This window comes from Natrinema sp. LN54 (assembly GCF_052439245.1).
In the GTDB taxonomy this organism is placed as follows: domain Archaea; phylum Halobacteriota; class Halobacteria; order Halobacteriales; family Natrialbaceae; genus Natrinema; species Natrinema versiforme_A.
This window is the reverse complement of record NZ_JBQVRP010000001.1, coordinates 363844-380902: the sequence shown is the minus strand read 5'-3', so window position 1 is coordinate 380902 and position 17059 is coordinate 363844. Positions and strand designations below refer to the sequence as shown.

The window sequence follows — 17059 nt, the reverse complement described above, 5'->3', positions numbered from 1 at the left end:
GTCCGACTATTATACGAACGAAGTAGCTGATGTCTAAAATATTTGGAACGGCTCGGTGTACCGTAGCACACTGCGAGACGCGGCACTGGATCGACCGACACCGCGAACGAACCGCTGCCGACGACGCTGCGTGTCTCTCCGTCGACAAGAGCCGGTGACCGCTCGATCGCGTTTCGACGACCCACGGAAACGTGACGGGTATCTGTCTCGAGTGCGGCACGAACCGTTTCGGCCGACGGTATAGCAACCTTTTCGACCGTCGCGGGACCACGTCCGGCATGAACTTCTTCGACCGCTTGCACGACCGCATTCGGACGGTCGACAGCGTCGTCTCGGTCGGCCTCGATCCCGACCCGTCGCGCATCCCCGAGCACCTCCGCGAGTACGACCTGCCGCGCTGGGCGTTCAACCGGCGGATCATCGATGCGACCCACGAGCACGCCGCCGTCTACAAACCCAACGCCGCCTTCTACGAGGACCCGGACGGCTGGGCCGCCTTGGAGGAGACCATCGCCTACGCCCACGGGAAGGACGTCCCCGTCCTGCTCGACGCCAAGCGAGCCGACATCGGGAACACGACCCGACAGTACGCGCAGTTGCTCGAGCGGGCCGACGCGATCACCGTCAACCCCTACATGGGGCGGGACTCGCTGCAGCCGTTTCTGGCGGATGAGGAGGCGGGCGTCTTCGTCCTCTGTCGGACCTCGAACCCGGGCGGCGCCGACATTCAGGACCTCGAACTCGAGACGGGCGAGCCCGTCTACGAGCGGGTCGCGGCGCTCGCGGACCTCTGGAACGAGAACGACAACGTCGGGCTCGTCGTCGGCGCGACCCAGCCCGAGGAACTCGAGGACCTCCGCGAGCAGGTGCCCGACCTCCCCTTCCTCGTCCCCGGCATCGGCGCGCAGGGCGGCGACGCCGAGGCCGCCGTGGAGTACGGCCTCGCGGACGGCGTCGGGCTGGTCAACTCCTCGCGCGGGATCATCTTCGCCGGCGAGGACGATGGCGAGGAGTTCGCGAGGGCCAGCGGGCAGGCCGCAAAGCGGCTCAAGAAGCGGCTGAATCGGTACCGGTAGCGTCTCACGCCGACTCCGCGTCGCAGAGCGGCCGGGCCGTCGACATCGTCGCCGCAATTTCGGCGTCGGTAATCCGAACGCTGAGCTGCAGACAGGACTGCTCGTCCCCCTGCCCGAGGAGGGTCCCGGACGCCCGCTCGTCGCCGGTGACCGCGTGGTAGCCACGCCACTCTCGTTCCGATTCCGGCTCGATGGCGACCGTTCGGTGTGCGTCGGCCTCGAGTTCGAACTCGTGCCATTGTCCGAGTCCGTCGTCCGCCTCGAGAACGAAGTGGAACGATCGGGGCTCGGCCGTCTCGTTCGACAGCGCCAGATGGAGCGTTCGGAGCCGGTCGCTGTCCACGAACTCGGCACAGCCGGCGGTTCCGAGCAGACCACCGACGCTGGCGAGGGCGAATCGCCGACGGCTGACGGGCATAGTATCCGATTCCGAACTACAGATAAAAAAGCTAGGTTTCGGCCCGTTCGCCGTGTGACTCAGCGGCGCTCGCGATTCCTGTTGACCACGCGCCCGGCGATCCGACCGTCGACTACACGGCCGACGATTTCGACTGCGACCGGCTCCGGCGGTGGCTGCTCGTCGAGTCGCTCGAGCCCCTCGACGACGGCGATGTCCATCGGACTGGCGTCGTTCGGGTGGTCGGCGACGAGGCGGCCGTCGCGCTCCTCGAGTCGGAGTTCGAACCGCTCGCCGACGCCGAGTGACTCGCCGAGCAGGTCGCGAATGGAGGTCACGATATCGGGTGCGTTCGCTGTCGTCGGTTAGAACCGGTTGATCTCCACGTCGTCGTTTCCGGGCCCCGGCTGGGCCTCCGAGGCGCAGTCGGCACACAACTCCATACTGTCCTCGAAGTGGACCTCGCACGCGAGCGTGCCGCAGTTGGAACACCGCTCCTGTGCGGGACGGGACTCACAGATCTGACAGAGACCACTGACGCTCATACCGGGGGTACGCGCTCGAGGGGCTTGAAAGCGAGCCCGGCACGTTCGAACCGGTTCGTCGACGCCGAGACTGTGGCGGGTTCGGGGAGCGCACTGTGACGGCGGTCCACAGCTGTAGCCGTGATAGCGTGGTTGATGGCGTAGTTTTCTCCGACTCGATGGTTATTCTATGACAAACATTGTCAATACACGGGAAGGCTTTTGCCGTGTGCTCGACTACCAGGGGATATGAGCCGTGACCGGGCTCTCCTCGAGCGAGCCCTGGACCGTGGCGAACAGGACGGTGGCAACGTCGAGTTCAAGGAACGGTTGTCACGAGACGTCCACCTCGAGGGTGGGCGGCGAGAGAGCCTGGCCGCACAACTCCGACACCGACTCCTTTCGGGCGACGGCGAGGCGACGTACGTCGTCGGCGTCACCGACGACGGCGGCCTCGCCGGCATCGATCCCGATACCTTCTCCGAGACGATGGACGTGCTGTCCCTGCTGGCCGAGGAGGCCGACGCACACATCGAGGACGTCCAGACGTGGGGTATCAACGACGGGCTCGTCGGCGTCGCACAGGTCCGGGAAGGCGGCGTCCTCGAGACGGACGACGAACACGTCGTCGTCGGGACGGCCGGCCACGTCGACCACGGCAAGAGTACGCTGGTGGGCTCGCTCGTCACCGGCAAGCCCGACGACGGGGACGGTGCGACGCGGGCGTTCCTCGATGTCCAGCCTCACGAGGTCGAGCGGGGGCTCTCCGCCGATCTGTCCTACGCCGTCTACGGCTTCGACGACGAGGGCCCGGTCCGCGTTCGCAACCCGAACCGCAAGGCCGACCGCGCGGACGTCGTCCAGGAGGCCGACCGGCTCGTCTCCTTCGTCGACACCGTCGGCCACGAGCCGTGGCTCCGGACGACGATCCGCGGCCTCGTCGGGCAGAAACTCGACTACGGCCTGCTCGTCGTCGCCGCCGACGACGGCCCCACCCGCACCACGCGAGAACACCTCGGCGTCCTGCTCGCGACCGATCTCCCGACGATCGTCGCGATCACGAAGACCGACACCGTCGACGACGACCGCATCGAGGAGGTCGAACGCGAGGTCGAACGGCTCCTCCGCGAGGTCGACAAGTCGCCGCTGCGGGTCAGCCGCCACGGCATCGACGCCGCCATCGAGGAGATCAGCGAACGGGTCGTCCCCATCGTCGAAACGAGCGCGATCACGATGGACGGCCTCGAGACGCTGGACGAGTTGTTCGACCGGCTCCCGAAGACATCCCAGGACACCGGCGAGTTCCGGATGTACGTCGACCGCAGCTACTCGGTCACCGGCGTCGGCGCGGTCGCCTCGGGGACGGTCATGTCCGGCGAGGTCGAGGCCGGCGACGAACTCCTGATCGGGCCGATGGCCGACGGCCGCTTTCAGGAGGTCGAGGTCCGCTCGATCGAGATGCACTACCACCGGGTGGACAAGGCCCAAGCGGGCCGGATCGTCGGCATCGCGCTCAAGGGGATCAAGGAGAGCGCCATCGAGCGCGGGATGGTCTTACTGCCCCGCGACGCCGACCCCGACCCCGTCCGGGAGTTCGAAGCCGAGGTCATGGTACTCAACCACCCCACCCGGATCGGCGAGGGGTACGAACCGGTCGTCCACCTCGAGACGATCGGCGAGGCCGCGGCCTTCTACCCGGAGAACGGCCGCCTCTTGCCGGGCGATAGCGGCAAGACTTCCGTCCGGTTCAAGTTCCGTCCGTACCTCGTCGAGGAGGGCCAGAAGTTCGTCTTCCGCGAGGGCCGCAGCAAGGGCGTGGGGACGGTGACGGACGTCCACCCCGCGGACTGAGTCCGCGGTTTCGAGGCCGTGGGTTCACACTCCGCGCAGTAGCCGAACACAAGCGTTTATGCGCATAATACTCACACGTGAGTCATGGGAGCATCAGGGTCCACTCCGGATGCCGTTCGGGAACGCATTCGGGACATCTTTCGGCAATTGGACCGGCCGTCGACGCCGATAACGGTCGCTGGAGTCGTTACCGAACTCGACTGTACCCGTCGGATCGCTCGACACCACCTGCGTGAACTCACCGATCTCGGTGAACTACAGTCGACGGAGATACACGACGGGACTCGAGTCTGGTGGCAGTCCGGGGATCGGCGGGGGACTGACCAATCCGAGCGGCGGGAGAACGATCGCCGACAGCGCCGGAAGCCCAACACCACCGACCGCGAGGAACGCGAGCGGGAACTCGAGCGAACCGAACGCCGCTTCGAAGCGATCTTCGAGGACCCGAACATTCTCGTGGGACTGCTCGAGCCAGACGGGACGGTCGTCGACGTCAACGGGACGGCGATGGAGTACGTCGACGCCGACCTCGCGGACGTGACCGGCGAGCCGTTCTGGGAGACGCCGTGGTGGGACGAGGGCGATGGGGTTCAGTCGGCCGTCAGGGAGTGGACCGAGCGCGCGGCGGCCGGCGAGTACGTCGAGTTCGAGGTCGATCTCACTCGGCCGGACGGGTCGCAGTACACGCTCGACGGGGTCGTCAGGCCGGTCACGAACGACGACGGGGACGTGGTGTCACTGATCGTCTCGAGCCGCGACGTTACGGCGCGAAAACAGCACGAACGCGAACTCGAGACGCTCGAACGCCGCTACCGAACCCTCATCGACAACTTCCCGAACGGGGTGGTCGCCCTCGTCGACGAGGACCTCACCTATCAGACCGTCGGCGGGACCTTCCCGTACACCGACACCACGAACGAGGGAATCGAGGGACAGTCAGTGGCGGCGGCCGTACCGTCGGAACTGGCCGGCGAACTCGTCCCGCGTTACGAGGCCGCACTCGACGGCGAGTCCGACGCCTTCGAAATCGAACTCGACGGCGGGTTCTACCAGTTCCATACCGTCCCGGTACGTGACGACGACGGCGACGTCTTCGCGGCCTTGGGCATGTCACAGGACAGCACCGAACGCCGCGAGTACGAGCGCCGACTCGAGGAGTCCGAACGCCGGTATCGAACCCTCGCGGAGAACTTCCCGAACGGGTCCGTGACGCTGTTCGACGACGAACTGGTCTATACCCTCGTGGCCGGGCAGGGCTTTGCGGATATCTCGGTCGATCCGGCGACGGCCGAAGGACGACACGTCCGCGAGGTCTGGGACGACGACACCGCCGACGAACTCGAGCCGGCGTTCCGTGGGGCGCTCGCGGGCGAGGTGCGGTCCGTCGAGTTCGCCTACGAGGATCGGGAGTGGGTCGCACACGTCGTCCCCATCACCGACGATCAGGGCGACGTGGTCGCCGGGATGGCGATGATTCAGGACATCACCGACCGCAAGGAACGCGAGCGAGAGCTGACCGAGTACGAAACGATCGTCGAGACGGTCAACGATGGCATCTACGTGAAAGACCGAGCGGGGCGGTTCACGATGGTCAACGACGCGTACGCGTCGCTCACCGGGTACGACCGCGAGGACCTGATCGGCGAACACGCCTCCCTCGTCGTCGACGAAGACGCGATCGAACAGTCGGAAGCGATGCGGGACGCGATGTCCGACGGGATCGAGACCAATCCGACCATGGAAGCGGCGATCCGGACGGCCGACGGCGACACCGTTCCCACGGAGGGGACCCTCTCGACGCTCGAGACCGGTGACGGCGAGCGAAAGCAGGTCGGCGTCGTCCGGGACATCACCGACCGCAAGGAACGCCAGCAGCGCCTCGAGGAGTCCAACGAGCGCCTCGAGCAGTTCGCCTACGCCGCCTCCCACGACCTCCAAGAACCCCTGCGGATGGTCTCGAGTTACCTGCAACTGATCGAGCAGCGGTACGCCGACGAACTCGACGAGGACGGCCGCGAGTTCATCGAATTCGCCGTCGATGGCGCGGACCGCATGCGAACCATGATCGAGGGCTTGCTCGAGTACGCGCGGGTCGACACTCGCGGGGAGTCCTTCGAACCCGTCGAGGTAGACGCGGTCCTCGCAGCCGTCCGCGACGACCTCCAGGTCAAGATCGACGAGCGGGACGCCGAGATCACGGCGACATCACTGCCCCGCGTCGAGGCCGACAGCGAGCAGTTGCGGCAGGTCTTCCAGAACCTGCTGGACAACGCCATCGAGTACAGCGGTGACGAGCCACCTCGTGTCTCGATCGACGCCGAGCGCGACGGCGAGGAATGGCTGCTCTCGGTTCGCGACGAGGGCATCGGGATCGATCCGTCCGACGCCGACCGCGTCTTCGAGGTCTTCCAGCGCCTCCACACGCCCGACGACCACGACGGAAGCGGCATCGGGCTGGCGCTGTGCAAGCGGATCATCGAGCGCCACGGCGGCGATATCTGGATGGAGTCCGAACCCGGCGAGGGGACAACCTTTTACTTCACGCTCCCCGCCGCCACGGACTCGTAGATCGACTCTCGCCGAGTCGAACCCGCTCTTCTCCCGTCCTCGAGGCCCAATCCCCACCGAACGGCCGACTGAGCCGGTTCCGGACGGCCGCCGCGGCGCGGATCGAAACCAAAGTTGGTATGTCCGCCTCGGCACATCAGAGTGAGATAAGATGGTACAGACGAGCGTTATCGGTTGTGGCAACATGGGGAGCGCCCTGATCAAGGGGCTCTGGCGGGCGGGGAACCACACGGTGACCGCGTGTGATCTCGACCCCGACGCACTCGAGTCGGTCGCGGATTACGTCGACCACACGACATCGGACATCTCCGAGGCGGCCGACGCCGACGTCGTGATCGTCGCCGTGAAACCGGACATCGTCGGCGCGGTCCTCGACGATCTCGATCTCTCGCCGGACCAGACCCTTCTCTCTATCGCCGCCGGCGTCTCTACCGACTACGTCGAGGCGCGAACCGACGCGAACGTCGTCCGGATCATGCCGAACCTCGCGGCCGAAACCGGGGACATGGCGGCGGCGGTCGCCGGCGACGATATCACCGACGAGGTACGCGAACTGCTCGACGACGTCGGCGAGTTCGCCGAGATCGACGAGAGCCGGATGGACATCGCGACCGCGGTCAACGGGAGCGGCCCCGCCTTCGTCTTCTATCTCATTCAGGCGATGGCGGACGCGGGCATCGAGGGCGGTCTCGAGGAAGGTGACGCCGAGACGCTGGCCGCACAGACGTTCAAGGGGGCCGCCGAGACCGTTCTCCGCTCGGAGCAGAGCCTCGACGAACTGATCGACGCCGTCTGCTCGCCGAACGGGACGACCATCGAGGGGATGGAGGTCCTCTGGGACAGCGACGCCGATGCGGACGTCGCCGCGGCGGTCGCGGCGGCCGAAGAACGCTCGGGAGAACTCGCGGCCGAATTCGGCAGTGAGGACGATGAGTAAGGGATTCACGGACGCCGCCGTCGCGGAGACGCGGCAGTTGGCGGCCGACGCCGACCGCGTGATCGTCAAGGCCGGGACGAACTCCCTGACCGACGAGGACTCCAACCTCGACGACGGGAAACTCGACAAACTGGTCGACGACATCGAGGACCTGCTCTCCCGCGACAAGGAAGTCATCCTCGTCTCCTCGGGCTCGATCGGGGCCGGAACGGGTCGGATCGAACAGTCGAGCGGGACCGTCGAGGAGTCCCAAGCACTGTCGACCGTCGGTCAGAGCCTCCTCATGCACCGCTACACCGAGAGCTTCGACCGGTACGACCGGAAGGTCGCCCAACTCCTCCTGACCCAGCACGACCTCGAGAACCCGGAACGATTCACGAACCTCCGGAACACGATCGAGACGCTGCTCGACTGGGGCGTCGTCCCGATCATCAACGAGAACGACGCCGTCGCAACCGAGGAGATCCGGATCGGCGACAACGACATGCTCTCGGCGGCGACGACGATGGGCGTCGACGCCGACCTGCTGGTCACGCTGACCGACGTCGGCGGTGTCTACACCGGCAACCCGAAAGAAGACGACGACGCCGAGCGCATCGAGGCAGTCGGGGCGAACTACGACGAGGTCCAAGAAATCATCTCCGAGAGCACGTCAGATGGGTTCGGCGGCATCCAGACGAAAGTCGAGGGCGCACGCGACGTCAGCGAGCACGGCATCCCGGCCTACATCGCGAAGTCGACGGAACCCGACGTGCTCGAGAAGATCGCTACTGCCAAGCCCGTGGGGACCATATTCCTCCCCATCAACGGTGGGAGCGATGACTGAGACCGACATCGAACGGGACGTCGACGAGGCACAGACCGCGGCCCTCGAGCTCGCGAAACTGGGAGACGAGGAGCGGAGCGCGGCCCTCCACGAGATCGCCGACGCGATCGAAGCCCGCACGGACGAGATCCTCGCGGAGAACGAGACGGACGTCGAGGAAGGCGAGCGACTGCTCGAAGACGGCGAGTACACGCAGGCGCTGGTCGACCGGCTCAAACTCTCCGAGTCGAAGATCGAGGACATCGCCGAGATGGTCCGCAGCGTCGCCGAACAGGACGACCCGCTCGGCAAGACGCTCTCGGCCAGAGAGCTCGACGAGGACCTCGAACTCTACAAGGTCGCCGTCCCGATCGGCGTCGTCGGAACGGTCTTCGAGTCCCGGCCCGACGCGCTCGTCCAGATCGCCGCGCTCGGCCTGAAATCCGGCAACGCGGTCATCCTGAAAGGCGGCAGCGAGGCGCTGCACTCGAACCGCATCCTCTTCGAGATCATCGAGGACGCCGCGGCCGACGCCGGAATCCCGGACGGTTGGGCCCAGCACATCGAGGCTCGCGAGGACGTCGACGCCCTGCTCGAGATGGACGACGCGATCGACCTCCTCATGCCCCGCGGCAGCTCCGCGTTCGTGAGCTACATTCAGGACAATACGAGCATCCCGGTACTCGGCCACACGGAGGGGATCTGCCACGTCTACGTCGACGACGAGGCGGATCTCTCCATGGCCGAGGACATCGCCTACGACGCCAAGGTCCAGTATCCGGCGGTCTGTAACGCCGTCGAGACCCTGCTGGTCCACGAGGACGTCGCCGAGACGTTCCTGCCGGCGATCGCTGACCGCTACGAGACCGCCGACGTCGAGATCCGCGGCGACGAGGCGACTCGAGAAATCGTCGACGTCGAGGCCGCGACCGAGGCCGACTGGGACACCGAGTACGGCGACCTGATCGTCTCGATCCGCGTCGTCGACTCGCTCGAGGCGGCGATCGATCACGTCACCGCCCACGGCTCGAAACACACCGAGTCGATCGTGACCGAGGACGCCGACCGCGCGAGCGCGTTCATGCGCAGCCTCGACTCCGCGAGCGTCTTCCACAACGCGTCGACCCGCTTTGCCGACGGCTACCGATTCGGCCTCGGCGCCGAGGTCGGCATCAGCACGGGCAAGATCCACGCCCGCGGCCCCGTCGGACTCGAGGGGCTGACGACCTACAAGTACCACCTCGAGGGCGACGGCCACCTCGTCGCCACCTACGCCGGCGAGGACGCCGCGCCGTTTACACATCAGGAGTTCGACGGCGAGTGGATCCCCGGCCGGCTGTCCGACGAGTAGCGGTTTTACTTTTTCTCACGCGCGGGCGCGAGTCGGTATCTGCTTTCGTCTCGTTCCCCGTTTTCGCCTCGCTCGGCTACGTCGAGCAGTACTGCCCACTCGAGGAGTCGCTCGACTCGCTCCTCCGAAACGCTGTTCGGGCGGGAGCGCCGCTCGCTGTTCGACCGGTCGTCGCCCAACGCGTCGGCGACCGCCTCGGCGGTCAGCGGCTCGTCGGCGCGCTCGAGGACGGCCAGCGCCGCGTCGGCTCCGTACACGCGGTCTCGAAACGCCCGGCCAAGTCGATCTCGGTCGAGAGCCGGCGAATCCGCGTCGCTACTCGAGGCCGGACCGCGGTGACGAAAGCCCGCCGGCTCCTCGGCCGCGAGCTCGAGCGCGCGCAAGAAGGTGAGCCACGTCGCCGCCTCGTCCCGGGTCTCGAGGGGCGTTTCGTCGATGAGGAGCCGACAGCAATCGTCGATATCGCCGGCGTCGGTGGGGAGGGTTCGCCGGACCGTCGCGAGGAGCGCGAGGTCGGCGGGCGGTTCGGGAACCGGCTTGAACCGCACGATTACAGCTCGAAGGAGTCGACGAGCAGTTCCTCGTCCGTTTCGCCGTGCACGTAGGTCGGACCGCCGATCACGTCGATCGTCACCGCCGCGGGTGCAAAGAGGTCCGACGGCACCTCCGCGAAGTCCCAGTCGAGGTCGTCGAAGACCTCGCCGAACGGCCGGCCGTGGTCCTCGGCGGCGGTCGACGGCACCGAATCGAAGATATCGGCGTCCTCACGAACGGTGAGGTGTGCGCGCCCGCCGTAGGCGATCGCGTCGTTGGTGCGGGCGATCGCCGTCCGCTCGTCGCCCGCGACGGGCGCGACCGGTGCGCGGCCCGTCGCCGAGACGATGTCGAGGGGATCGTAGCCCAGTTCCGAGAGCCGGAAGGTCGCGAGTTCGGCGGCTCGAGCCGCGTTCGTAATACTCCCGGCGATGCTCGCGGTCGGATAGGCCAGCAGGAAGACGCTACTCGTCTCGACCTCGGCGCGGTCGGCGACGTGTTCGGCCACGGATTCGGTCGGGTCCATCTCGGTCTCGACGGCCAGCGCCGTCAGATCGAAGGCGTCGGTGTAGCCGATGCGGCGGAACTCGTCCTCTTCTGCCACCAGTGCACGCGCGGGCCCGCTGCCGAGCCCTTCGAAGTCTTCCGTCATCACTTCCCAGCCCGCCTTCTGGGAGCACAGCAAGGAGAGGGCCGGCTGATCCGTCGACAGTTCGACGTACGGAATCGACGCGTCGCCGAGTTCACCCAGCTCGTAGCTCGGCGTCGCCATCCCGGCCGTCTGGATCTCCGTCAGCAAGAGCCCGGCCTCGATCCCGCCGTCGAACTCGAGCCCGAAGTCGAGTACCGTCGATTCGTTCTCGAGGTCGTAGCCCCCGATGTTCAACTCCTCAGCGTAATCGAGGGCCTCGTCGACCAACTCGATCGCCATTCGATTGAGACTTTCCATGCGACCGGATTCACCCTCCGTGGTAAAACCGTTTGTCCGTTCGTGTCTGACCGGTGTCTGACGAGGGCAGCCTCGAACCTCGACGGTGTCGCCCGCGTCCTCGGTCGTCCCCGAAACCGACGCCGCGTCGACGCTCGTCTCGTCGTGCTCGACTCGCACCTCGTCGATCCCCCGATCCGCTCGTGCCGCCGCGGCTCCCTCGAGCGCCGTACGGTCGCCCGACCACCGCCGGCGCGCGGATCGGGTTCTTCGTGCTCGGCGTCGCGGCTATGGTCCATCCGAGCCTGCTGCTCCAAGCGGGGTCCCTCGTGGCCGCACTGGGGCTGTACGCGCTTCAGTCGACCATCGGAACGGAAACCGGATCGGCGGACCCGCAGGTCCCCGGTCAATAACGACGATCGGCGGTTTTTTCGTGGCGAGAACGGACCGACGATGGGAATCGATCGGGTACTTGCCCGGTTCGGGCGATAGCTGTCCGCCGTCGCGATCGCTCACTACCCCTCGCGGTTCGTCGCCGGCCGACCGAGGTGCTCTTCGACGGCCTCGACCTTCTCCGACGCGTCGACGTCTCGAGTCCGTTTGTCGTCGATTTTCAGCACCGTACTCACGCGGTCGGCGTCGACGGCGTCGTGAGCCGCCTGTGCGGCCGAAAAGAGTTCGTCCGTCGTCTCGGCCTCGATCACCGTCCCCATCGGGTTCGTCTCGTAGGTAACGTCGTACTCCTCGAGCGCGTCGACCGCGTTCGCGACTTCGTCGGCCATGCTGTCCTCGATTACCGGTGCGACGCTCAGTAGTGCGACTACCGTCATACGGATCACTAACGGCAGACGGGGACCTAAAGAGGTGTCATATGGACGTCTCCCCAGTGCCGACGAACGTCTCGAGGGCCCCGAACGGCCGCGACGCTCGCGGAGCGGTCGTCGGGGCCGTGAAAAACGATCAGTGCCGACTGCGAGGTGGCTGTGACCGAGGACGGTCAGTTCGTCGTCGGCGTTCGGGGCGCCTCCGCGGGCGGGTAGATGATGACGTCCCCGTTCGCGTAGACGTACACCTCGTGCTCGAGGGCCGTGAAGGCGATGTGGCCGCCCGTTCGCTCGGTGCCGTCGGCCTTTTTGCTGAAGATGCGATCGAGCGCGTCCGGGTCGACGCTATCGTAGAGGGAGAACTCCCCCTGTGAAACGTCGGTGTCCGCGATCGACGCGAGGGCGTGGACGATCGTCGTCGTGATCGTCGCGGTGCCGTCGGGGTCGTGGCGGAAGACGTAGCGGTCGTTTGGTTGGTCGTACTGGAGATCGTCCGTGCCGTCTGCGGGTGAGAGTTCGGTCTGCATTGCTAAATCTGATCGTTCAATCGTGTGTTAGACCGTAGTTACTCACGGTATAAAAGCCACTCGTCGCCGCAAACAGTAGTCATACGTGAACTAGTCTATCGTATGAGTATCGAATGTGAAATCCCTGTTCCGAAGGGCATTCCCGGGTCGGTGCCACCCGTTGGCCGCACACAGTCACGACAACACGGACTTTGACTTCGTCAATCGGTGATTGCCACCGCTCAGTTCGACCGCCGCTCACGTTCGTGGCTCCTGCTCTCGATTATCTCGAGTTCGGGGCGACAACGGGATCAGATCACACGGCCCGCCGCTTGCTACGGCCGCCCGGTGCCTTATCCACGCACGCGTCCTCGGCACACGTATGGCACCTGACTCTTCCAACGACATCAGTTCGGAACTCGAACGATTCGAGGACGACCTTCCGGCGACCGTCGACGAGGCGGCGATTAAGCGCATGCAAACGGTCGCCCGCATCCTCGACGAGGGGGTCCGGCTTCCGGGGACCGATTTCAAGTTCGGGATCGACCCGATCGTCGGGATCCTCCCCGGGGCCGGCGACACCGTCACGGGGGTCGTCTCGCTGTACATCGTCGCCGAGGCCGCCCGGATGGGCGTCTCCCAGTCGACGCTGCTCCGCATGCTCGCGAACATCGGCGTCGACACCATCGGCGGCTCCGTCCCCGTCCTCGGTGTGGTCTTCGACGCCTTCTGGAAGTCGAACAAGTGGAACCTCCGCCTCGCCCTCGAGGATCTCGCCGAAGCGGACGGGCAAGCGGACGTCGAACCGAAGACGGTTACGATCGATTAACTCGAGTAAACAAGCGAGTCGATGAGATGAATCGTTAGGGGTTCCTCCGTGCCGTTGTAATCGGCACGTACGCGCAACACACTATTGGGGGCGCTCGTAGGATTGGATTCAGAGAAGCGCCGACTGGGATTTGGACAAGGCGAAGACGGTCCCGCTCGCTCACGTCGTTCGCTCGCAGGCTGCGACTTCTCTCGTTCAAATCCCTGGATGATTTTCCGATACTCGAACTCCTCGCTTCGCTCGTCGTTATCGAGTATCGAAAAATGCGCTGGCTGGGATTTGAACCCAGGTTGTGACCATGGCAAGGTCACGTGATACCACTACACTACCAGCGCGCTCGACTGCCACTCGCTCTCGAGTGCAAATAGACGGTTGCCCCTCATCTATTTATAAATAACGAACCGATGACAAAGAGTTGGATATTCATCATCATCCGGGTTTCGGTGGGTGGTCCACTGCGGTATCATCAGCCCCGGGAACCATTTCGTGGCGCAAGTACAGACTCGAGGCTCGAGAAACGCGCTGGCTGGGATTTGAACAACGCGAAGACGGTCCTGCTCGCTCACGTCGTTCGCTCGCAGGCTGCGACTTCTCTCGTTCAAATCCAGAACGATTCCTGTCGCTCACGGAGTTGTTCGCGACAGAAATGCGCTGGCTGGGATTTGAACCCAGGTTGTGACCATGGCAAGGTCACGTGATACCACTACACTACCAGCGCCCTGTTGCACTCATACCTACTGCCGGATGGATGTATAAGGGTTGCGAATCGGTTCAGCATCGGCATGCCCACGCATGGCGATTCTCGAGCTATCGACCGCCGAGTCGGCCCGTCTTGCAGCAATTTTCTCCGATGCCGCTGCGGATCGAATGTGACTAGTTATCGCGAGTGAGTGTGTGTCCGTTCGGCACGAATTCGTGGGTGTGAGCCGTTGACAGCCGGAATCGAATCCGCTATTCTTTTAAGACCCTCTCCGCAATACATCGCTACAGTCTAGTGACGCGGCGCCGAAGCGTTTCGGCATGACTGTCAGCGTACTCGTGCCGTCGTCGCTCAGCCGAGAAGCCGAGGACAAACGCGAGGCAACTCGCAAACTCGGATACGTCGCCCGCGCGGCGACGATCTTCCGTGCTGATCGCTTGGTCGTCTATCCCGATCGGGATGGGGAAACCGGGCAGTTCGACGGCGGGTTCGTAAGCACCGTACTGCGATACGCCGCAACGCCCCCCTACCTCCGCAACGAGGCATGGGGGATGCGGGACGAACTGGAGTACGCGGGCGTCTTGCCGCCGCTCCGCGCCATGTCACAGACCGGCTCCGAATCTACCGGTTCGGGGTCGTCAAGACAAGGAATCGTGACCGAGGTCGGACCTGAAGGGCGCGTCCGGGTCAATTGCGGACTGCAACACCCGATCTCCCTCAACGTACCGCCGAAAATGGCGGTCGAGGAGGGGGAGCGCGTGACCGTCAGGATCTCTTCGCGACGACCGGTCCGGGCGAAGCTCGTCGACGAACCCCTTCCGGGGCTTTCGATCGAGCAGACGGACCTGCAGGCAGCACTCGGCCGTGAGGACGCCGGCGTTCGCATCGCGGCCTCCCGATTCGGTGCAGAACTCACCGTCGGGCGGCTCGAGACGCTGGCCGGACGCACCAAGCGCGACGGGATGACCGTCGCCTTCGGCGCGCCCGAGAGAGGGCTGCCGGCTATCCTCGGAATCGAGGAATCGGCCATCGAAGCGTCGTCCGGACAAGGCGACGCGGCCGATAACGGAGTCGAACCCACTGCCGATCCGGGGTTCGACCTCTGGCTAAACACGGTTCCGGATCAGGGAAGCGAGGTCGTTCGAACGGAGGAGGCTCTGTTCGCGACGCTTGCTCCCCTCTCACTGAGAGAGTGATAGAATGCCACAAGCAAATACACCACGCAAAGGCTCACTCGGGTTCGGCCCACGAAAGCGTGCGACCAGCGAGGTCCCACGCTTTAACTCGTGGCCGGACACTGACGGACAGCCGACGCTCCAGGGCTTCGCGGGCTACAAGGCCGGCATGACCCACGTCGTCATGGTCGACGATAAAGCGAACTCGCCGACCGAAGGGATGGAAGAGACCGTCCCTGTGACGATCGTGGAGACGCCGCCGATGCGCGCCGTCGCACTGCGAGCATACGAAGACACGCCGTACGGTATGAAGCCGATAACCGAGGTCTGGACCGACGAGTTCGTTCCCGAACTCGATCGCGTTCTCGACCTTCCCGGTGACGACTACGACACCGACGCCGCCGAAGACGAGCTTCGGGGCCTCCTCGAGGAGGGTCGCGTCGACGACGTCCGCGTCATCACCCACACGGTCCCGGGGGACGTTCCCTCGGTGCCGAAGAAGAAACCGGACGTGATGGAAACGCGCGTCGGCGGCGGCTCCGTCGACGACCGCGTCGAGTTCGCCCTCGAGACCGTCGCTGACGGTGGCGAACACGTCATGAACGACGTCTTCCGCGCCGGCGAGTACGTCGACGCAAGCGGCGTCACGAAAGGGAAAGGGACCCAGGGTCCCGTCAAGCGATGGGGCGTCCAGAAACGCAAGGGCAAGCACGCCCGGCAGGGCTGGCGCCGCCGCATCGGTAACCTCGGCCCGTGGAACCCGTCCCGCGTTCGGTCGACGGTTCCCCAGCAGGGTCAGACCGGCTACCACCAGCGAACGGAACTGAACAAGCGCCTCGTCGACATCGGCGACGGCGCAGACGCGACGGTCGACGGCGGCTTCGTCAACTACGGCGAAGTCGACGGACCGCACGCGCTGATCAAGGGCTCGCTCCCCGGACCGCAACAGCGCCTCGTGCGCTTCCGTCCGGCGATCCGACCCGGAGACCAGCCGCGCCTCGATCCCGAGGTGCGCTACGTCTCCACCGCATCCAACCAGGGATAACACATGGACGCAACAGTACGAAACCTGGACGGCTCGGACGCGGGCACGGTCGAGCTCCCGGCGGTCTTCGAGACCAACTACCGCCCGGACTTGATCGGCCGCGCCGTGCGCGCCGCGCAGGCAAACCGAAAACAGGACTACGGCTCCGACGAGTTCGCCGGCCTTCGAACGCCGGCCGAATCGTTCGGCAGCGGCCGCGGTATGGCCCACGTCCCACGACAGGAGGGTCGCGCACGCCGCGTCCCCCAGGCCGTCAAGGGACGAAAGGCACACCCGCCGAAAGCCGAGAAGGACCAGTCCGAATCGATCAACACGAAAGCAAAGAAACTGGCCGTCCGCAGCGCCATCGCTGCGACGACCGACGCCGAACTCGTCGCCGAGCGCGGTCACGAGTTCGACGAAGACGTCGAGACTCCCGTCGTCGTCGACGACGAGTTCGAGGACCTCCACAAGACACAGGAGGTCGTCGACTTCCTCGAGGCAGCCGGCCTCGCGGACGACATCGAACGCGCCGACGAGGGTCGGAGCGTCCGCTCCGGTCAAGGGAAAGCCCGCGGCCGGAAGTACAAGACGCCGACGTCGATCCTCTTCGTCACCTCCAGCGAGACCGGCCCGTCGCGAGCGGCCCGGAACCTCGCGGGTGCCGACGTGACGACCGCAGCGGAGGTCAACGCGGAGGATCTCGCGCCCGGCGCACAGCCGGGACGACTCACCGTCTGGACCGAGAGCGCACTCGAGGAGGTGGCCGACCGATGAGCTCGGCCATCGAACACCCGCTCGTGACCGAGAAGGCGATGAACGACATGGACTTCGAGAACAAGCTCCAGTTCGTCGTCAACCCGGACGCCTCCAAGCCGGAGATCCGGGACGAGGTCGAGGAGCGGTTCGAGATCTCGGTCGAGAACATCAACACGCAGGTAACGATGAACGGCAAAAAGAAAGCGATCGTCCGCCTCTCTGAGGACGACGACGCACAGGAAGTCGCTTCGCGAATCGGGGTGTTCTGAGA

Annotated in this window: 19 protein-coding genes, 2 tRNA genes and 1 pseudogene; 13 read left to right on the top strand and 9 right to left on the bottom strand. The window is 65.4% G+C overall.

The genetic code is table 11. The features are described 5' to 3' along the window. The first annotated feature begins 278 nt into the window (after window positions 1-278). The gene (gene pyrF, locus ACT4ML_RS01955) at window positions 279-1076 is read left to right on the top strand and encodes an orotidine-5'-phosphate decarboxylase (protein ID WP_444719345.1); all 798 of its coding nucleotides are present in this window, start codon (window positions 279-281) and stop codon (window positions 1074-1076) included. Between the two features lie 4 nt (window positions 1077-1080). Here pyrF and ACT4ML_RS01950 read toward each other — a convergent pair whose 3' ends face one another. From ACT4ML_RS01950 to ACT4ML_RS01940, 3 genes are read right to left on the bottom strand one after another with little or no spacing between them, the layout of a single operon-like run. After that, a complete protein-coding gene (locus ACT4ML_RS01950) occupies window positions 1081-1494 on the bottom strand; it encodes a hypothetical protein (RefSeq protein WP_444719344.1) in 414 nt (137 codons plus the stop codon). 59 nt (window positions 1495-1553) lie between these two features. Then, on the bottom strand, window positions 1554-1811 hold the full coding sequence (locus ACT4ML_RS01945; protein ID WP_444719343.1) for a hypothetical protein: 258 nt from the start codon (window positions 1809-1811) through the stop codon (window positions 1554-1556). 27 nt (window positions 1812-1838) lie between these two features. Next, window positions 1839-2018, bottom strand: coding sequence for a hypothetical protein (locus tag ACT4ML_RS01940; protein ID WP_444719342.1), 180 nt, complete (start codon window positions 2016-2018; stop codon window positions 1839-1841). A 228-nt stretch (window positions 2019-2246) separates the two neighbouring features. Here ACT4ML_RS01940 and ACT4ML_RS01935 point away from each other — a divergent pair, with 228 nt between their 5' ends. From ACT4ML_RS01935 to ACT4ML_RS01910, 6 genes and pseudogenes are all read left to right on the top strand, one after another. Beyond that, entirely contained in the window at window positions 2247-3848 is a 1602-nt protein-coding gene (locus ACT4ML_RS01935; RefSeq protein WP_138244141.1) for a GTPBP1 family GTP-binding protein, read from the top strand. Between the two features lie 84 nt (window positions 3849-3932). Next, a pseudogene (locus tag ACT4ML_RS01930) lies at window positions 3933-4973 on the top strand (PAS domain-containing protein); the annotation flags it as partial. Continuing rightward, complete coding sequence (locus ACT4ML_RS01925) at window positions 4956-6416, top strand: sensor histidine kinase (RefSeq protein WP_444719877.1); 1461 nt, start codon at window positions 4956-4958, stop codon at window positions 6414-6416. The pseudogene ACT4ML_RS01930 and the gene ACT4ML_RS01925, both read left to right, overlap by 18 nt. Window positions 6417-6567: 151 nt before the next feature. After that, window positions 6568-7353, top strand: coding sequence for a pyrroline-5-carboxylate reductase (gene proC, locus ACT4ML_RS01920; RefSeq protein ID WP_444719341.1), 786 nt, complete (start codon window positions 6568-6570; stop codon window positions 7351-7353). Beyond that, the gene (gene proB / locus ACT4ML_RS01915) at window positions 7346-8179 is read left to right on the top strand and encodes a glutamate 5-kinase (protein WP_444719340.1); all 834 of its coding nucleotides are present in this window, start codon (window positions 7346-7348) and stop codon (window positions 8177-8179) included. The genes proC and proB overlap by 8 nt, the downstream gene beginning before the upstream one ends. Continuing rightward, window positions 8172-9509 (top strand): glutamate-5-semialdehyde dehydrogenase, encoded by a 1338-nt coding sequence (locus ACT4ML_RS01910; protein ID WP_444719339.1) that lies wholly within the window; start codon window positions 8172-8174, stop codon window positions 9507-9509. Before proB ends, ACT4ML_RS01910 begins: the two co-directional genes overlap by 8 nt. 5 nt (window positions 9510-9514) lie before the next feature. Here ACT4ML_RS01910 and ACT4ML_RS01905 read toward each other — a convergent pair whose 3' ends face one another. Beyond that, window positions 9515-10057, bottom strand: a complete 543-nt coding sequence (locus tag ACT4ML_RS01905) for a hypothetical protein (protein ID WP_444719338.1) — start codon at window positions 10055-10057, stop codon at window positions 9515-9517. A gap of 2 nt (window positions 10058-10059) precedes the next feature. After that, window positions 10060-10992, bottom strand: a complete 933-nt coding sequence (gene mch, locus ACT4ML_RS01900) for a methenyltetrahydromethanopterin cyclohydrolase (RefSeq protein WP_138244147.1) — start codon at window positions 10990-10992, stop codon at window positions 10060-10062. A 182-nt stretch (window positions 10993-11174) separates the two neighbouring features. Here mch and ACT4ML_RS01895 point away from each other — a divergent pair, with 182 nt between their 5' ends. Next, a complete protein-coding gene (locus ACT4ML_RS01895) occupies window positions 11175-11384 on the top strand; it encodes a hypothetical protein (protein ID WP_444719337.1) in 210 nt (69 codons plus the stop codon). Window positions 11385-11486: 102 nt separating this feature from the next. Here ACT4ML_RS01895 and ACT4ML_RS01890 read toward each other — a convergent pair whose 3' ends face one another. Then, window positions 11487-11801 (bottom strand): MTH1187 family thiamine-binding protein, encoded by a 315-nt coding sequence (locus ACT4ML_RS01890; protein ID WP_138244148.1) that lies wholly within the window; start codon window positions 11799-11801, stop codon window positions 11487-11489. Between the two features lie 167 nt (window positions 11802-11968). After that, the gene (locus ACT4ML_RS01885) at window positions 11969-12322 is read right to left on the bottom strand and encodes a HalOD1 output domain-containing protein (RefSeq protein ID WP_138244149.1); all 354 of its coding nucleotides are present in this window, start codon (window positions 12320-12322) and stop codon (window positions 11969-11971) included. Window positions 12323-12683: 361 nt separating this feature from the next. Here ACT4ML_RS01885 and ACT4ML_RS01880 point away from each other — a divergent pair, with 361 nt between their 5' ends. Further along, window positions 12684-13130, top strand: a complete 447-nt coding sequence (locus ACT4ML_RS01880) for a DUF4112 domain-containing protein (RefSeq protein ID WP_444719336.1) — start codon at window positions 12684-12686, stop codon at window positions 13128-13130. A gap of 264 nt (window positions 13131-13394) precedes the next feature. Here the strand turns inward: ACT4ML_RS01880 and ACT4ML_RS01875 are convergent. Then, window positions 13395-13465 (bottom strand) — tRNA-Gly (locus ACT4ML_RS01875). A 312-nt stretch (window positions 13466-13777) separates the two neighbouring features. Further along, window positions 13778-13848 (bottom strand) — tRNA-Gly (locus ACT4ML_RS01870). 302 nt (window positions 13849-14150) lie between these two features. Here ACT4ML_RS01870 and ACT4ML_RS01865 point away from each other — a divergent pair. The 4 genes from ACT4ML_RS01865 to ACT4ML_RS01850 are packed head-to-tail and all read left to right on the top strand — an operon-like array spanning window position 14151 to window position 17057. After that, entirely contained in the window at window positions 14151-15026 is an 876-nt protein-coding gene (locus tag ACT4ML_RS01865; RefSeq protein ID WP_444719335.1) for a putative RNA uridine N3 methyltransferase, read from the top strand. A gap of 4 nt (window positions 15027-15030) precedes the next feature. Beyond that, entirely contained in the window at window positions 15031-16050 is a 1020-nt protein-coding gene (locus ACT4ML_RS01860; RefSeq protein ID WP_444719334.1) for a 50S ribosomal protein L3, read from the top strand. A gap of 3 nt (window positions 16051-16053) precedes the next feature. After that, window positions 16054-16806 (top strand): 50S ribosomal protein L4, encoded by a 753-nt coding sequence (rpl4p, locus tag ACT4ML_RS01855; RefSeq protein WP_444719333.1) that lies wholly within the window; start codon window positions 16054-16056, stop codon window positions 16804-16806. Next, window positions 16803-17057 (top strand): 50S ribosomal protein L23, encoded by a 255-nt coding sequence (locus ACT4ML_RS01850; RefSeq protein WP_138244154.1) that lies wholly within the window; start codon window positions 16803-16805, stop codon window positions 17055-17057. The genes rpl4p and ACT4ML_RS01850 overlap by 4 nt, the downstream gene beginning before the upstream one ends. The last annotated feature ends 2 nt before the right edge of the window (window positions 17058-17059 follow it).

What these genes read in the sequence shown, in the direction of transcription:
- pyrF (WP_444719345.1), top strand. Translation starts at nt 279, where the DNA reads ATGAACTTCTTCGACCGCTTGCACGACCGCATTCGGACGGTCGACAGC.
- ACT4ML_RS01950 (WP_444719344.1), bottom strand. Translation starts at nt 1,494, where the DNA reads ATGCCCGTCAGCCGTCGGCGATTCGCCCTCGCCAGCGTCGGTGGTCTG.
- ACT4ML_RS01940 (WP_444719342.1), bottom strand. Translation starts at nt 2,018, where the DNA reads ATGAGCGTCAGTGGTCTCTGTCAGATCTGTGAGTCCCGTCCCGCACAG.
- ACT4ML_RS01935 (WP_138244141.1), top strand. Translation starts at nt 2,247, where the DNA reads ATGAGCCGTGACCGGGCTCTCCTCGAGCGAGCCCTGGACCGTGGCGAA.
- ACT4ML_RS01925 (WP_444719877.1), top strand. Translation starts at nt 4,956, where the DNA reads ATGTCACAGGACAGCACCGAACGCCGCGAGTACGAGCGCCGACTCGAG.
- proC (WP_444719341.1), top strand. Translation starts at nt 6,568, where the DNA reads ATGGTACAGACGAGCGTTATCGGTTGTGGCAACATGGGGAGCGCCCTG.
- proB (WP_444719340.1), top strand. Translation starts at nt 7,346, where the DNA reads ATGAGTAAGGGATTCACGGACGCCGCCGTCGCGGAGACGCGGCAGTTG.
- ACT4ML_RS01910 (WP_444719339.1), top strand. Translation starts at nt 8,172, where the DNA reads ATGACTGAGACCGACATCGAACGGGACGTCGACGAGGCACAGACCGCG.
- mch (WP_138244147.1), bottom strand. Translation starts at nt 10,992, where the DNA reads ATGGAAAGTCTCAATCGAATGGCGATCGAGTTGGTCGACGAGGCCCTC.
- ACT4ML_RS01890 (WP_138244148.1), bottom strand. Translation starts at nt 11,801, where the DNA reads ATGACGGTAGTCGCACTACTGAGCGTCGCACCGGTAATCGAGGACAGC.
- ACT4ML_RS01885 (WP_138244149.1), bottom strand. Translation starts at nt 12,322, where the DNA reads ATGCAGACCGAACTCTCACCCGCAGACGGCACGGACGATCTCCAGTAC.
- ACT4ML_RS01880 (WP_444719336.1), top strand. Translation starts at nt 12,684, where the DNA reads ATGGCACCTGACTCTTCCAACGACATCAGTTCGGAACTCGAACGATTC.
- ACT4ML_RS01865 (WP_444719335.1), top strand. Translation starts at nt 14,151, where the DNA reads ATGACTGTCAGCGTACTCGTGCCGTCGTCGCTCAGCCGAGAAGCCGAG.
- ACT4ML_RS01860 (WP_444719334.1), top strand. Translation starts at nt 15,031, where the DNA reads ATGCCACAAGCAAATACACCACGCAAAGGCTCACTCGGGTTCGGCCCA.
- rpl4p (WP_444719333.1), top strand. Translation starts at nt 16,054, where the DNA reads ATGGACGCAACAGTACGAAACCTGGACGGCTCGGACGCGGGCACGGTC.
- ACT4ML_RS01850 (WP_138244154.1), top strand. Translation starts at nt 16,803, where the DNA reads ATGAGCTCGGCCATCGAACACCCGCTCGTGACCGAGAAGGCGATGAAC.